General features: G+C 60.8%; 13 protein-coding genes. 6 read left to right on the top strand and 7 right to left on the bottom strand.

Annotated elements, in window-relative coordinates; translation table 11 throughout:
- Positions 1–234 precede the first annotated feature (234 nt).
- From putP to HMPREF0308_RS11945, 3 genes are all read left to right on the top strand, one after another.
- Positions 235–1,797, top strand: a complete 1,563-nt coding sequence (gene putP / locus HMPREF0308_RS11955; protein ID WP_034657628.1) for a sodium/proline symporter PutP — start codon at positions 235–237, stop codon at positions 1,795–1,797.
- Between the two features lie 64 nt (positions 1,798–1,861).
- Complete coding sequence (locus tag HMPREF0308_RS11950; protein WP_005531976.1) at positions 1,862–2,398, top strand: HNH endonuclease family protein; 537 nt, start codon at positions 1,862–1,864, stop codon at positions 2,396–2,398.
- Between the two features lie 36 nt (positions 2,399–2,434).
- Positions 2,435–2,878: a hypothetical protein gene (locus HMPREF0308_RS11945; RefSeq protein ID WP_005531974.1), complete on the top strand. Its 444-nt coding sequence runs from the start codon at positions 2,435–2,437 to the stop codon at positions 2,876–2,878.
- 305 nt (positions 2,879–3,183) lie between these two features.
- Here HMPREF0308_RS11945 and HMPREF0308_RS11940 read toward each other — a convergent pair whose 3' ends face one another.
- Entirely contained in the window at positions 3,184–5,220 is a 2,037-nt protein-coding gene (locus HMPREF0308_RS11940; RefSeq protein ID WP_005531973.1) for a DEAD/DEAH box helicase, read from the bottom strand.
- Between the two features lie 234 nt (positions 5,221–5,454).
- On the opposite strand from HMPREF0308_RS11940, the gene HMPREF0308_RS11935 reads away from it, so the two are divergent.
- The gene (locus HMPREF0308_RS11935; RefSeq protein ID WP_005531971.1) at positions 5,455–6,303 is read left to right on the top strand and encodes an SGNH/GDSL hydrolase family protein; all 849 of its coding nucleotides are present in this window, start codon (positions 5,455–5,457) and stop codon (positions 6,301–6,303) included.
- Here the strand turns inward: HMPREF0308_RS11935 and hutI are convergent.
- The 5 genes from hutI to HMPREF0308_RS11910 all read right to left on the bottom strand — a co-directional run bounded on the left by hutI (position 6,300) and on the right by HMPREF0308_RS11910 (position 11,915).
- Positions 6,300–7,478, bottom strand: coding sequence for an imidazolonepropionase (gene hutI / locus HMPREF0308_RS11930; RefSeq protein ID WP_034657627.1), 1,179 nt, complete (start codon positions 7,476–7,478; stop codon positions 6,300–6,302). The genes HMPREF0308_RS11935 and hutI overlap by 4 nt on opposite strands.
- Before the next feature lie 14 nt (positions 7,479–7,492).
- Positions 7,493–9,169, bottom strand: coding sequence for a urocanate hydratase (gene hutU / locus HMPREF0308_RS11925; protein ID WP_034657592.1), 1,677 nt, complete (start codon positions 9,167–9,169; stop codon positions 7,493–7,495).
- Positions 9,170–9,334: 165 nt separating this feature from the next.
- Complete coding sequence (locus HMPREF0308_RS11920) at positions 9,335–9,574, bottom strand: hypothetical protein (protein ID WP_005531968.1); 240 nt, start codon at positions 9,572–9,574, stop codon at positions 9,335–9,337.
- A gap of 1 nt (position 9,575) precedes the next feature.
- Positions 9,576–11,129 carry a histidine ammonia-lyase gene (gene hutH, locus HMPREF0308_RS11915; protein ID WP_005531967.1) on the bottom strand — a complete coding sequence of 518 codons (1,554 nt, stop codon included), beginning with the start codon at positions 11,127–11,129 and terminating at the stop codon, positions 9,576–9,578.
- A gap of 78 nt (positions 11,130–11,207) precedes the next feature.
- Complete coding sequence (locus tag HMPREF0308_RS11910; protein ID WP_005531965.1) at positions 11,208–11,915, bottom strand: IclR family transcriptional regulator; 708 nt, start codon at positions 11,913–11,915, stop codon at positions 11,208–11,210.
- Between the two features lie 98 nt (positions 11,916–12,013).
- Here HMPREF0308_RS11910 and hutG point away from each other — a divergent pair, with 98 nt between their 5' ends.
- The gene (gene hutG / locus HMPREF0308_RS11905; RefSeq protein ID WP_034657591.1) at positions 12,014–12,946 is read left to right on the top strand and encodes a formimidoylglutamase; all 933 of its coding nucleotides are present in this window, start codon (positions 12,014–12,016) and stop codon (positions 12,944–12,946) included.
- Between the two features lie 226 nt (positions 12,947–13,172).
- A complete protein-coding gene (locus HMPREF0308_RS14070; RefSeq protein ID WP_211205705.1) occupies positions 13,173–13,331 on the top strand; it encodes a hypothetical protein in 159 nt (52 codons plus the stop codon).
- 188 nt (positions 13,332–13,519) lie between these two features.
- Here HMPREF0308_RS14070 and HMPREF0308_RS11895 read toward each other — a convergent pair whose 3' ends face one another.
- On the bottom strand, positions 13,520–14,866 hold the full coding sequence (locus HMPREF0308_RS11895) for a YjiH family protein (RefSeq protein WP_005531959.1): 1,347 nt from the start codon (positions 14,864–14,866) through the stop codon (positions 13,520–13,522).
- Positions 14,867–14,946: the final 80 nt, after the last annotated feature.

The raw sequence follows: 14,946 nt of genomic DNA, 5'->3' as shown, positions 1-14,946 counted from the left end.
TACCAGTCTAGCAGCGCACCATTTGGGGGCATGTTTTGAGGTTTTCGAGCAATTATTGCCGCCGAACGCAATCGTTATCTCCTCGTTATAACTTTGCGTTTACACTGTTAAAACATTACAACCAGCTGTGCGCAGGGCAACTTCTTGCCAACAAATCCCCAGAAAAGCATTGGGTTGTTACCCACGTCTCGTTAACGTGGGATGGTCCTACTCTCAAACTACGAGGAGAAATCAGTGCAAGATTCCACCTGGTACGTCGTGGCGATGATTGTCTATCTGCTCGCGATGGCCGCCATCGGTTTCTGGAGCTACAAGCAAACAGATCAGTATGACGACTATGTTCTCGGCGGCCGTGGGTTGCACCCGTTCGTTGCAGCATTGTCTGCTGGCGCATCCGACATGTCCGGCTGGCTGCTCATGGGCCTGCCCGGCGCCCTGTTCCTGACAGGCATGTCTGAGCTATGGATGGCCATCGGCCTACTGGTTGGCGCATGGGCCAACTGGAAGTGGGTGGCGCCGCGTCTGCGCTCTTACTCTGAGATTGCCGGCAACTCGATTACGGTGCCGTCCTTCTTCGAAAACCGCCTCCACGACAAGTCCCGTCTGCTGCGTGTTCTTTCCGCGGCGATCATCATATTCTTCTTCACCTTCTATGTCTCTTCGGGCATGGTGTCGGGTGGCCGCTACTTCGAGTCGACCTTCGGCGGCGACTACCTCGTCGGCATGCTCATCGTCGCGGCAGTGACGGTGTTCTACACCTTCGTGGGCGGCTTCCTTGCTGTTTCCTACACCGATACCGTGCAGGGCTTGCTCATGTTCGCTTCTCTCATCATCGTCCCGATTATGGCCATCATGGCCTTGGACGACCCAGGCCAGATCTTCAGCTTCGCCGCTAACAATCCCTACGCCACGGGCGGTGTGATTGAGAACCCCAACTACTTCTCGCTCTTCTCCGGTGTTTCTGCCGCGGTCATCATCGGCAACCTGGCGTGGGGCCTGGGCTACTTTGGACAGCCGCACATCATCGTGCGCTTCATGGCACTGCGCAAGCCTTCCGACGCCCGCGCCGGCCGCTTCTACGGCATCGGCTGGATGCTGCTTTCCCTGATCGGCGCCGTCTTCGTTGCGCTGGCCGGCACGGTTTTCTTCACCCAGACCAACCACTCCATCACCGACCAGGAAAACTACGAGACCATCTTCCTGGACATGGCGCAGGTCATGTTCCACCCACTGTTCGCAGGCCTGGTTCTGACTGCAGTTCTGGCAGCAATCATGTCCACCATGTCCTCCCAGATGCTCGTGGTTTCCACCTCGCTGATTGAGGATCTGTTCCTCATCTTCGCAAAGAAGAAGCCATCCCAGGACGTGCTGATCAACCTCTCTCGCACTGCAGTTGTGGGCATCGCGGTCATCGCGGCAGTCCTGGCGATTAATCCTTCCGATTCCATCCTGGGCTTGGTCGGCTTCGCTTGGGCTGGCTTCGGTTCCGCATTCGGCCCGCTGGTGCTGCTGTCCCTGTACTGGAAGCGCCTGAACTCCACCGGCGCGATTGCCGGTATGGTGACCGGTGCCATCGTGGCTATCGGCTGGGGCATGTCGCCGCTTTCCGACGCCCTTTATGAGCTCGTCCCAGGCTTTGCCATCTCCCTTATCACCACGGTTGTGGTCTCCTTGGTCACCAAGGCTCCAGAGCCAAAGGTTATGGCCGAGTTCGAGGAAGCCTCCAAGCTTGCCAAACTGGTGGAAGAAAACAAGAACTTAGACTTCGAGCAAGCTGCTGAGCAGGTTCAGAAGTAACTTCCCCCCACAAGCTTCTATAGCCACGGAACCGCGCACCTGTCCGCTTCAGTCTAAATAGTGCATGAAGCACTATTATCTGGCCGGACTGTGCGCGGTTTCTGCGTTGTGGGCCCTCAATTTCTGGGCGCCGGGGCCTCCCCTGGGCGTGAGCACTACCCCGGAGCGCGTGCGCATCTTGGGCTACGACCGCGAACTTTTCGGCGGCTGGCTGCCCTCCACCAAGGACACTGTTCGCGCTGCACAGACGACGCCAATGGGGCTTGCGGATCCGTACTCCGGGCTGCATAATCCCCCGGCCGTGGAAATCGACCACGTCTTTCCGCTCTCGGCGGCGTGGGACATGGGGGCGTGGGGTTGGGATAATAAGCGCAAGGCGAAGTTTGCCAACGATCCTTTGAACCTCGTGGCCACGGACAAGGCCTTGAACCAAGCAAAGTCTGACTCTTTGCCCTCTGAGTGGCTCCCGCCTGCTAACCGATGCGACTACTCCCGCCGGCTTGCGGCCGTGGCACGCAAATATGATTTGCCCCTTCCAGCTGCAGATGTACGCACGATGCGCAGGCAGTGTCGGTTCGATTTCCGGCTGCCCAATGGCTAGACTGCTTGTGACCCCATGACTTTGTGAAAGGCATCCATGTCTAGTTTTCTGATCATTCTTCACGTCCTCGCAGCAGTGCTGCTCATCGGTCCGGTGTGCGTTGCTACCTCTGCATTCCCCGGCCAACTGTTAAACGCGGCAAAGGGCGATCAGGCTGGTAGCGGTGCGACACGCGTTCTGCACAACATCACCAACACTTACGGCTACATTTCCGCTATTGTGCCGGTGCTGGGTATTGCGGTGTTCCTGACTGACCTGGCTGCATATAAGTCCGATATTCAGTTCCACATTGCAATCCTGCTCGCCGTCATCGCATGGTGCCTGCTCTTCTTCCTGATCATCCCGAAGCAGAAGAAGGCCGTCGCCGCACTCGAGGGCGCTGGCGCTGTTGACGTGGAGGGCACGAAAAAGCAGCTGGCTGCTTTCTCCGGCATCTTCAACTTGCTCTGGATGATCTGCGCAATCCTGATGTTCATCTAGGACACCCAAGCACTCAAGCCGCGGTCTTCGGACTCGCGGCTTTTCGCGTTTTCCGGTAAGTCCGCGCCTGGCCCAGGTGCCCTCCCCTCCCTAGGAAACCCAGACCTAGATGCCCAGACCTGGATACCCAGAACCCCAGCTCGCCATCCGAGCACCAACCACGGCCACGATCCGCGACCTCAGGCTCTGGGTTTCCAAGGTTGTTGTTTTAGAAAAGAGCCCGCTACAAAGCTCCGAATACGCGCAGCAAAAAGGCGCCACCTCCCCTGTTTCGGGGAAGGCAGCGCCTTCGTCAGCTCACGTTACTAGTCGCGCCAACCGCCACGGCGGTCATCACGGCGTCCATGTCCGCCACGGTCGTCGCGGTCGCGGTAACCACCACGGCCACGGTCGTCACGGTCACGGTAACCACCGCGACCACGGCCGCCGCGGTCATTGCGGTCGCGGTAGCCACCACGGCGGTCGTCACGACGTCCGCCGCGGTCACCGCGGTCATCGAAGTCACGGCGCGGCGGGCGGCCAGTGTCCTTTGCGATGTTGATCAACTGACCAGAAATGCGGGTGTCCTTCAGACGGTCCAGCACGGCCGGGTCGAGGTTCTTCGGCAGGTCAACCAGGGTGTGGCCCACCGCAATGGTGATGCGGCCGAAGTCCTTGGAGGACAGGCCGCCCTCGTTTGCCAGCGCACCAACGATGGCACCCGGGCGCACGTTCTGGCGCTTGCCCACGTCCAAGCGGTAGGTCTCAAAGTCGCCATCCGGACGGCGCGGGCCACGGTCGCGGTCACGGAAGCCGCCACGTCCACCGCGGTCACCACGGTCGCGGCGATCCCCACGATCAAAGCGGTCACGGTCACGGCGGTCGCGCTTCGGCGCTGGCTGTTCCTTGAGCAGGAAGTCCTTGCCGCCCTGCAGCTGCACTGCGAGTGCCGCAGCAATATCGTCCATCGCAACGTTGTTGGCAGCGGAGTACTCGCGAACCATATCGCGGAAGAACTCGAACTGCTTATCGCCTAAGGACTCGCCGATCTTGGCCAAGAACTTTTCCTTGCGCTTCTCGTTGACTGCGTCAGCAGAAGGCAGGTCCATTTCCTCAAGGCGAGCGTTGGTCACGCGCTCAATGGAGCGCAGCATGCGGCGCTCACGCGGGGTCACGAACAGGATTGCCTCACCAGTACGTCCTGCACGGCCGGTACGGCCAATGCGGTGAACATAAGATTCGGTGTCGTTCGGGATGTCGTAGTTAACCACGTGGGTAATGCGGTCAACGTCAAGACCACGTGCTGCAACGTCGGTAGCCACGAGGATGTCCAAGCGGCCATCCTTGAGCTGGTCAACGGTGCGCTCACGCTGCTGCTGGGCGATATCGCCGTTGATGGCAGCAGCATTGTAGCCGGCGTCGCGAAGCGAATCTGCAACCTCTTCGGTCTCGTGCTTCGTACGGCAGAAGACGATGATTGCGTCATACTCGATGACCTCGAGAATGCGGGTGAACGCATCCATCTTCTGACGGTGCGGGGTCAAAAGGTAACGCTGGGTGATGTTGTCGTTCGTACGACGCTCGGATTTAACAGTAACCTCAGCAGGATCGTTGAGGTACTGCTTGGACAGGCGGCGAATCGAGTTCGGCATGGTTGCCGAGAACAGCGCGACCTGCTTCTCCTCAGGAGTGTCTTCCAGAATGCGCTCAACGTCTTCCTGGAAGCCCATGTTCAGCATCTCGTCGGCCTCATCGAGGACCAAGAAGCGCAGCTGGGAAATGTCCAGGGAGCCCTTCTCCAGGTGGTCGATGACGCGGCCCGGGGTGCCGACGATGATCTGTGCGCCACGGCGCAGACCAGAAAGCTGAATGCCGTATGCCTGGCCACCGTAGATGGGCAGCACCTCGATGCGGCCTAGGTGGTCAGCAAAGGACTGGAAGGAGTCTGCGACCTGCAGGGCAAGCTCACGCGTGGGCGCGAGGACGAGCGCCTGTGGGTGGCGGACTTCTGGGTCAACCTGGGATAGAACCGGCAGCGCGAAAGCTGCGGTCTTACCGGTACCCGTCTGGGCGAGGCCCACGACGTCGCGGCCTTCCATCAAGATCGGGATGGTCTGTTCCTGAATTGGGGATGGCTGAGTAAAGCCGACCTTCGCAACCGCCTGCTGAACTTCTTCTGGCAGGCCGAGAGTTGCAAACCCCTGGGAATTGTCGTTGGCTGAAGTATCTTCAGCGCCGGTGTCCTCAGGGTTATTCGCAGCCCCGGTGGTTTCAACGTCACCTTGCGAGATTTCCTGAGATTCCGACTTATTGAATTCTTCCGGCTCGTTTACGCCGCCGGTGGCGTTATCGGTAATGCTCATTGCTCGTCCCACAGTACGTTAAACATTGCGCATTAGCTATTGAACGAGCTAAACCCATTCGAAAGGTGTGCACAAACACATAGACCAGCGAGGCTCCGAACGGTCACACAACCCCGCTGTGGCAGGCGATTTATACGCGCAGCTTACCGACGTCACCTGCCAGGGCGCCGTCGTTTCCGACGTCTTGGAGGCCCACGAGGGCTTGAACGATGAGGAAACAGTACAATCGCCCGCATGACCCACCGCGCGCGAACTGTTGGACCGCTGCTTGCCCTCGTCTTAGCTGGTAGCGGGTGTGCTTCTGCGCCGGAGAATTCCCCCGCCCCGCAGGACGCGCCGGCGCAACAACTCAGCTATGTGGCACTTGGTGATTCTTATGCGTCGATGGGAACGCGCCAAGGCCCGCACTCGGGGCCACGGTGGTGCGAGCGCGCCACGGACAACTACCCCACCAAGCTGCAAGAGCTCACCGGGATGCAGCTCAATGACCTGACGTGCCAGGGTGCATTGACCGATCATGTGCTGGGGCCGCGGGCGGATTTGCCGCCACAAATCGATGCGGTGGATTCGACGACGGATGTGGTGACGTTGTCGATTGGCGGCAACGACGCGGGATTCGGCGTTCTGACCAGCTGCGCCATGAACACCAGTGGCCTCAACTGCGCGGAGCTACACGGGGTGGAAATCGACGCCGCGCTGGCCGCGCTGCCCGCGAAGTTGGACGGCGTCTACCGGGAGTTGGAGCGGCGCGCGCCACGGGCCAAGGTGTTTGCCACGGGATATATGCCGTTGCTTGCCGACGCCGACACCGGGGCAACGTGCCCTGAAATCGCCAAGGTCAGTGACGTGGACCGGCTGTGGTTCACGCTGAAAATTTCACAAATCAACGTCGAGGTGGAAAAGGCTGCGCTGCGCGCCGGTGCGCAGTACGTGATGCCGCCTGAGATAGAGAAACACACCGGCTGCGCGCCCGCGGATCAACGCTGGGTTGATCTCGCGGGCACCGAAACTGGTGCGTTTCCGATGCACCCTACCCCGCTGGGGCAGGAGGAAATGGCCAAGACCATCGCTGCCTATCTCTAGAAGGCGCGTTTTCCTGCCACGTAGGTTCGCCACGTCATCGGCATGCCTGGGCGGTATGCCAGGTGGATGGCGCTGGGTGCGTCGAGGACGTGGAGATCGCCTGCCGCGCCTTCGACGATGGTGCCCTTGGCTGGGCGGCCTTGGGCGTCGACGCCACCGCCGACGTCGTGGCGACGCAAGGCTTGCGCGCCGCCATAGGTTGCGGCACGGATCGCCTCATCCAAGGAAAGGTGCTGCTGCAAGACTGCGGTGGTCACGCAGAAATTCATCGACGAAGTGTATGAGGTGCCCGGGTTGAGGTTCGAGGCGATGGCCACGGTTGCACCGGCATCGAGCAGACGCCGGCCCGGTGCGAGGGGCTCACGGGTAGACAGGTCGCAGGCAGGCAGCATGGTGGCCACGGTGTTCGAGGAAGCAAGCGCCTCGACGTCCGCGTCGCTGAGGTAGTTGACGTGGTCGACGGACGCTGCGCCCAGTTCGACCGCGAGCGCCACGCCGGGGCCTTCGCCTAGCTGATTGCCGTGCACGCGAACGCCAAGGCCACGCTCGATGCCGGCGGCCAGGACGCGGCGAGACTGCGCCTCGTCGAAGGCGCCGCGCTCGCAAAAGACGTCAATCCACTGCACATACGGGGCGACGCCGTCGAGCATGGGGCCAACCACCTCGTCGAGGTATGACTCGGCCTGAGCTCCTGGCGGGACGAGGTGTGCGCCAAGGAAGGTGACGTCGTCGACGTGGCGGGAGGCCACCTGTGCGGCGAGAATCTCGGACTCGGTGTTAAGGCCGTAGCCGGTCTTGGTCTCCAGCGTCGTGGTGCCGCCCTTGTGAGCAGCCGCGATGCGGTCGATGAGGAGGGCTTCGAGGCGCTCCTCACCTGCCGAACGCGTGGCATCCATGGTGACAGCAATGCCCCCTGCTTGGTAGGTACCTCCACCCATACGAGCTTCGAATTCGGCGGAGCGATCTCCGTCGAAAATCATGTGGGTGTGCGAGTCCACCCAGCCCGGCAGGACGGCACGGCCGCCGAGGTCGACGGCGTCGTCAGCCGCAGGTGCCTTGTCCGCCGGGCCCACCCAGGAGATGGTGCCGTCGGTGACCACAAGGGCGGCGTCGTTAAGCGTGCCCGCATCACTAACCGTGCGCAGTTCAGAGATTCCAGTAAACAGGGTGCTCATCGTCATTTTCGCTCCTAGTCGCGCGCCTTGAACTCCATTGGGATGCGTACGCCGCGCTCGTCGGCTACTTCTTTGGCGCGAGTGTAGCCTGCATCCACGTGGCGGATAACGCCCATGCCCGGGTCGTTGGTGAGCACCGCGCGCAGCTTGGCGGCGGCCAGCTCGGTGCCGTCGGCCACGGAGACCTGGCCCGCGTGGATGGAACGGCCCATGCCCACGCCGCCACCGTGGTGGAGCGAGACCCAGGTAGCGCCGGAGGAAACGGCAGTCATGGCGTTGAGCAGCGGCCAGTCGGCTACGGCATCGGTGCCGTCGAGCATGGACTCGGTCTCGCGGTATGGGGAGGCCACGGAACCGGAGTCTAGGTGATCGCGGCCGATGACGATTGGTGCGGAGACCTTGCCGTCGCGGACCAGCTCGTTGAAGAGCAAGCCAGCCTTGTGGCGCTCGTTGTAGCCCAGCCAGCAGATACGTGCCGGCAGTCCTTCGAACTCGACGTACTCCTCAGCGGCGTCGAGCCAGTTGTGCAAATGCTCGTTGTCCGGGAAGAGCTCCTTGAGAGCTTGGTCGGTGACCTTGATGTCCTCTGGGTCGCCGGACAGCGCTGCCCAGCGGAACGGGCCAAGGCCCTCGCAGAACAGCGGGCGGATGTAGGCCGGAACGAAACCTGGGAACTCGAAGGCGCGCTGGTAGCCGGCGTGACGGGCCTCATCACGGATGGAGTTGCCGTAGTCGAAGACCTCAGCGCCTTCGTCCTGGAACTCCACCATGGCCTGGACCTGCGCTGCCATGGACTCGCGTGCCTTCTTGGTGAAGGTGGTCGGGTCAGCCTTGGCTTCGTTGTGCCAGTCCTCCACGGTGATTTCGGTTGGCAGGTAGGACAGCGGATCGTGCGCAGAGGTCTGGTCGGTGACCACATCTACGGTGAACTCGCCGGCACGCTGGCGGCGCAGTACCTCAGGGAATACTTCTGCGGCATTGCCCACGAGACCAACAGACAGCGGCCGCTTGTCCGCCTTCGCGGCAAGCACGAGTTTAAGAGCCTCATCCAGGTCGGTGACAACTTCATCGAGGTAACGCTTGGACTGACGGCGCTTGAGGCGGGTCTCGTCCACATCCACGATGAGGCAAGCGCCGCCGTTGAGGGTGACGGACAGCGGCTGTGCGCCGCCCATGCCGCCGCATCCGCCGGTAAGGGTGAAGGTACCGGCGAGGGTGCCACCGAAGCGCTTGCGAGCGACAGCTGCGAAGGTCTCAAAGGTGCCCTGCAGGATGCCCTGGGTAGCGATGTAGATCCAGGAGCCAGCCGTCATTTGGCCGTACATCATGAGGCCCTCGTCCTCGAGCTTGCGGAAGTGTTCCCAGTTAGCCCAGTCGCCCACGAGGTTGGAGTTGGCGATGAGAACGCGCGGTGCCCACTCGTTGGTCTTCCAGATGCCTACCGGCTTGCCGGACTGCACGAGCAGGGTTTCGTCGGACTCGAGATCCTTAAGGGACTCTACGATGGCATCGAAAGCTTCCCAGCTACGTGCGGCACGGCCGGTGCCACCGTAGACCACGAGGTCCTCGGGGCGCTCAGCTACCTCCGGGTCGAGGTTATTCATGAGCATGCGCAGCGGGGCTTCGGTCTGCCAGGACTTGGCGGATAGTTCGGTTCCGCGCGGCGAGCGTACTTCACGTGGTTGAGACATGGTGAGGATTCCTTTCGCTTGTGCTTTTCGACGCCCTCCCAAGCCCCCTAGGCCGGTATCCCGGGGCTGTCCCCGAGGGCTTGTTTGGCGTCACAGGTCACAACCTACTGTGATCCACAGCTATGCGACAGGCCACAAAACCTCAGACTGTCTCGCATATGAGACTCACTCGGCGTGGTCTACCATGTCCGCGCGGCGACCATCCGGGTACTGGTTGGCCGAAAACATCACCATGGGTGGATCGAAGGTGAGGTTTTGCCACTGGCTATAAGGCGCGATGTTTTCGCGCCCCTCACCGTCCACACTAGAGAGCCATCCAATGGGGCGCGGTACCGTGCTGGCTTTAAAAGGGGAAAACGGCAAGGGGTTGGGCTCAGATTGTGGATGCCAAGAGATGGTCGCCATTTTAATCACGCAGCTTTCCAGTAGCATTCTCGACGGCTTCGACAAGCGCGCCCTCCTTGACTAGGCGCACCGTCTCTTCGATTTCCGGGGACAAATAACGGTCCACACCTGGACCCTTGACGGTCTCGCGCAGCTTGGCGATCACCGCGCCGGTTCCCTTAGCCGGGGTACCCTCGCGCATATCGATGGCGCGGGCGGCGGTGAGGATCTCAATGGCCAGCACGCGCTGCAAACCATCGACGGCCTTGCGCAGCTTGCGCGCAGCGGACCAGCCCATAGACACGTGGTCTTCCTGCATAGCCGAGGATGGAATGGAATCAGCCGAAGATGGGTTGGCCAGGCGCTTCAATTCGCTCACAATGCCGGCCTGGGCGTACTGGGCAATCATGTGCCCGGAGTCAACCCCGGGGTCATCAGCAAGAAAGGCGTTCAGCCCGCGGTTGCGCGCCGGGTCCAGGAAGCGGTCAGTGCGGCGCTCAGAAATGGAGGCCAGGTCCGCGGTGACAATTGCCAGGAAGTCAAGCGCATAGGCCACCGGCGCGCCGTGGAAGTTGCCATTGGAGACCACGCGACCATCCTTGGTCACCACCGGGTTATCCACAGCGGCGGCTAGCTCGCGTTCGGCCACCTGTGCAGTGTGGCTCAAGGTATCGCGGAAACCGCCGGCGACCTGCGGGGCGCAGCGCACGGAGTAGGCGTCTTGTACCTGATTCTTCTTGAACTCCTCGAGGGCCGATTCCAGGATCTCAGATCCCTCGGCCACCTGGAGGATATTGGCCGCGGCATCGGCCTGTCCTGGGTGCGGGCGCAGCTGCTGGAGGTCATCGGCAAAGACCACCAAGGTGCCGAGCAGGCCCTCCACTGTCATAGCGGTGGCAATATCGGCGGTCTTTGCGGCCGCGCGCAGGTCAGTAATGGCCAGGCATAGTTGGCCGAGCATTCCATCGGTGCCGTTGATGAGCGCTAGGCCCTCCTTCTCGCGTAGCTGCAGCGGCTCAATCCCGGCTGCGGCCAAAGCTTCGCCCGCATCCTGCAGCTCGCCGTTCACGCGTACCTCGCCCTCTCCCAACAGGGCCAGCGCACAGTGAGCAAGCGGCGCCAAGTCACCGGAGCAGCCCAGCGAGCCATACTCGCGCACCACCGGCACAATCCCGGCGTTCAAGGCCTTGGCATACGTTTCCACCACTACGGGGCGCACGCCGGTACGGCCGGTGCACAGGGTGGACAGGCGCAGCAGCATCAGTGCGCGGATGACTTCTTCTTCTACTTCCGGGCCGGTGCCCGCAGCGTGCGAGCGCACCAGCGAAAGCTGCAGCTGGGCGCGCATCTCTTCCGGGATATGGCGGCGAGCGAGCGCGCCAAAGCCGGTGGAAATGCCATAGACCGGAGTGGGATCTTGTGCCAGTTCTTCCACGCGCTCGCGGGTAGCGGCCACCTCTTCTAGCGCCTCGGGAGCAATCTCCACCTGCGCGCCATAACGGGCAACAGCAACGACGTCGTCGATGCTCAGCGCGCCGACATTTACGGTCACGGTGGTTGGGTAGGCGTTAGGCATGGCAAAAACTCCTTTAAAAAAGGGATCAATAATTTCGATGTGTCACGCGACAGCCTAACGCGATGAATGTATGCTACCTCACTTTTTGCGATTGCGGTACATTTTGGCCGCCACCTTGTCTGATACCTCCAACAAAGCTCGAATAAGGGCGTCTACCTTCACATCCGGCGTCCCTACCGGATACGTCACCGCCACCGCTGCCGCCGGACGCTCCAAGTGATCCAAGATAGGCACCGCCACAGAGGCCTGACCGCGGCTAATTTCTTCAATCTCCTGGTCCCACCCGCGTGCAGCTACCAAACGCAAGTGTTCTTTCAACGCGTTAAAGCCGCTACCTCCCGCAGTATCAAAGGCGGCGCGCACCTCCGCATCAGGCAGATGCGCCAGCATCACGCGCCCCGACGCCGTCTTATGTGCCTGCAGGCGCACCCCCACCTCAGTCACCAAGGAGGTAGCACCCGCCGCACGTACCTCCTGCAAATACAAGATTTCTGAGCCGGCCATACGCGAGAGGTGCCCCGATCCACCCACCAGCGCGGCACACTGTTCCAAGTCCCGAGTGGCCATACGCACCAAGGGCTGCTGCGTCACGTAGGCCGAAGCCATGGAATACGCCGCCAGCCCCAGGCCATAGGTCTTATGTTCCGGCAAATGGACCACAAAACCAGCATCAACCATCTCCGCCAGCAGGTGATATGTAGACGAGCGCGGCAGGTTGAGCTCTCCTTGAATGCGGGCGGCAGATATAGGGACGTCGATGGTGGACAAAAGCTTGAGGATCTCCATCGCGTGACGCGCTGCGGGGACTCTGTTGGTACTCACGCTTAGTGATTGTAGGCAGAGTTTCCTGCCACATGCCGCGGTTTTACCTAACATCGAAAACCATGAACACTGAAACAGCTGAACTTTTCACCCCCGCCCCCGAATGGTCCGGCCGTTCCGATGGCCCGGGCCCAGAGCACGCTCGCTGGCATAGCGTTATCAACCAGTCCGCCACTTCCCCAGCCCCAGTCACTCTCCTGGGTTTTGCTTCCGATGAGGGCGTGCTGCGCAATGGTGGGCGCCAGGGTGCAGCCGCAGGCCCGGCTGCACTGCGCTCCGCGCTCGGCTCCTTGGCGGTACACCATGAGCATGCGCTTGCCGACGCCGGCACGATCACCACCCAGGCCGACGACCTCGACGGCGCCCACGACGCACTTTCCGAAAAGGTGCAAGAACTCGTCGCGGCCGGCAGCCTACCCATCATCCTGGGCGGCGGGCACGAGACCGCCTTTGGCTCTCACCGCGGCCTGTATCGCGCGGTAGGCGCCACCAAGATCATCAATCTGGACGCCCATTTCGATCTGCGCCGCGCGGACCAGGCCACCTCCGGCACCCCGTTCAAGCAGATCGCCGACCTGTCTGACGACTTCGATTACACCGTGCTGGGTATTTCCCGCCCCAATAACACCGCGGCGCTTTTCGACGAGGCAGAGAGCCTGAACGTCGCCATCACCCTGGACGAAGAGCTGGTCAACCTCACCCCCGCCGAATGCGGCGAGCTTGCCGCCCGCGCCACCGAGGGCAAAGACAAAGTTCACTTGTCCATCGACCTCGATGTCCTGCCGGCTTCCACCGCGCCGGGCGTATCCGCACCGGCATCACTCGGCGTATCCTTTGAGCGTATCCGCGCCATGGCGGTGGCTATTGCGCAGACGGGAAAGCTGGCTCTGGTGGACGTCGTCGAGCTCAACCCCACCTTTGACATCGATAACCGCACCGCCAAAGCGGCGGCGCGGCTTATCGACGACATTGTCACGGCCCACCTCGCTAGCTAAACGCCAACGGCGTTGGGGTTTACTCGGGCCGTGAAGTTTATCGGGTAGCTTTCTTACTCATCCATCGTTGGACTCCCCACCACATAGCGGGAGTACAGGCAACGGCGATGAGCCAGTAGACAAGCCAGAAGCTACCCGCTAAGCCAGTCACCACAATGCCTATGAGCAGCAAAAGCGCTGCGCCAACACTTGCAACCACACACTTTGTGAAACTGCGCCTGTCCGCATGAGCACTTTCTCGGGGTGCAACTCCAGAAACCTTCCGGTCTACGAATCCAATAATGTCTTTGCCGAAGACAACCGAGAAAGCAATATAAAAGGCCGCGAATCCGTGCATGAACTCAGCCCTACCGCCTTGGCTCAGGCTCACGTAGAAAAATACTAAGAGTAGCAGGTCGATAATTGGGGTCGCGGCCATAAGTATCAAGCCAAGTTTGCGCAGATTAAACACGTAGCGCACGAGGCAGCCAGCCACTAAGCAAAGCCAAAAAGCTACCTCAGCTGCGATGGTGGCTATAAGCATCATTGCCCTCCAGCGATATCGATCTTCTAACCCGTCTTGGGTTCAACTTATCAAAAAAGCAGGTGGGCAATCGGCGTGGCGATGAGAATGGTCAGCGCTACTCGCTCAAACCAAATGATGACCAAGTGGGTCAGCTTCACCGGGATCTTGGTAGCCAGGATGCACGGCACCAGCGCCGAGAAGAAAATAATGGCAGAGACTGCCACCACGCCGATGACGAACTTGAGCACCATGCTGTCACTGCCAGCCACTGCGGTGGCGGGCAGGAACATTTCTGCAATTCCCATGGCCGCAGCCTTGCCGGCTAGTACTGGCTCCGGCAACTGCACTACCCACGCAAATGGATAGAAAAGGTAGCCAATCCACTCGAAGATGGGCGTGAAGCGCGCAAGCAGCAAGCCAATGAGGCCCACCGACATGATGGACGGCACGATTGCCGCCGCCATGCGGACACCATCGCGGAAGTTCTCCCAGATGGACTCCCACAACGACGGCGCGCGCTGTAGCGCCAGCATTGCCTCGCGCCACGCGTTTTTGATGCGCGAGCCTTCTACCGGCTTTTCCGGATCTGGGTGCGCGTCGGCAAAATACTCGTCCGGAATGATCCGCAGCGGTGGAATCCGCACGGTAATGGCGGTAACCACAAAGGTCACGATGAATGTGACTATGAAGTAGGTGCCCCAAACTTTCATCAGGTCAAGCTGCTTGGCCACGATGACCATGAAGGCCGCAGAGACCGTCGAGAAGCCGGTGGCAATAATCGCTGCCTCACGCCCGGTGTATCCGCCCTTTTGGTATACGCGGTCCGTGACCAAAATTCCCAGTGAATATGAGCCCACGAACGAGGCCACTGCATCAATGGCAGAGCGCCCCGGCGTCTTCCACAGCGGCCGCATGATGGGCTGCATGAGCACGCCGACGAACTCCAGCAGACCAAAGCCAATGAGAAACGCGAGGAACGCACCACCAATAGGCACGATGAGGCCTACCGGGATGGCAATCGAGTTCCACAAGAACGGCACCAAGTCCTCGTCACCGAGCACCCACGGCAGCGCGTCGATAACCATAAGAAACGAGATCACCGCACCGACAATATTGAGCACCGCAAAGACTGCCTGAAGCGCGCTTTCTTTAAATGCGCCGGTAGTAAAACTTCGCGCCGTTCCGTACACGGCCAAGGCAAAAACAATCCACGGCACCGCCGCCGGAATCCCCTCACGCACCATCGTGACCATATGGTCCAAAGGAATGGAGCGCTTATCCTGATATGTCACCGGCAGGAAGAATACGAACGCGCCAATCGCGCTATATAAAAAGAGTTTCCACCGTCCCCCAGGCTGCGGGATTTCCCCATCATGACTCTGGATGGAGGAGTAAACCGATTCGGTAGAAGTCACAGTAAAACCGTCCCCTCAAGCTTGCATACAAAAATCAAGCCCGCGTGACAGCCATACGCGAACATTGGGGACATGTTATC

This window comes from Corynebacterium striatum ATCC 6940 (genome assembly GCF_000159135.1).
GTDB lineage: Bacteria > Actinomycetota > Actinomycetes > Mycobacteriales > Mycobacteriaceae > Corynebacterium > Corynebacterium striatum.
Note: the sequence above shows the minus strand (reverse complement) of the source record. Positions and strands in the feature narration are given on the sequence as shown.

Coding starts and splice junctions, on each gene's coding strand:
- hutG (WP_034657591.1), top strand. CDS start 12,014: ATGAACACTGAAACAGCTGAACTTTTCACCCCCGCCCCCGAATGGTCC.
- HMPREF0308_RS11950 (WP_005531976.1), top strand. CDS start 1,862: ATGAAGCACTATTATCTGGCCGGACTGTGCGCGGTTTCTGCGTTGTGG.
- HMPREF0308_RS11940 (WP_005531973.1), bottom strand. CDS start 5,220: ATGAGCATTACCGATAACGCCACCGGCGGCGTAAACGAGCCGGAAGAA.
- HMPREF0308_RS11935 (WP_005531971.1), top strand. CDS start 5,455: ATGACCCACCGCGCGCGAACTGTTGGACCGCTGCTTGCCCTCGTCTTA.
- hutH (WP_005531967.1), bottom strand. CDS start 11,129: ATGCCTAACGCCTACCCAACCACCGTGACCGTAAATGTCGGCGCGCTG.
- HMPREF0308_RS11945 (WP_005531974.1), top strand. CDS start 2,435: ATGTCTAGTTTTCTGATCATTCTTCACGTCCTCGCAGCAGTGCTGCTC.
- HMPREF0308_RS11910 (WP_005531965.1), bottom strand. CDS start 11,915: ATGGAGATCCTCAAGCTTTTGTCCACCATCGACGTCCCTATATCTGCC.
- HMPREF0308_RS14070 (WP_211205705.1), top strand. CDS start 13,173: ATGAGCACTTTCTCGGGGTGCAACTCCAGAAACCTTCCGGTCTACGAA.
- HMPREF0308_RS11920 (WP_005531968.1), bottom strand. CDS start 9,574: ATGGCGACCATCTCTTGGCATCCACAATCTGAGCCCAACCCCTTGCCG.
- hutI (WP_034657627.1), bottom strand. CDS start 7,478: ATGAGCACCCTGTTTACTGGAATCTCTGAACTGCGCACGGTTAGTGAT.
- hutU (WP_034657592.1), bottom strand. CDS start 9,169: ATGTCTCAACCACGTGAAGTACGCTCGCCGCGCGGAACCGAACTATCC.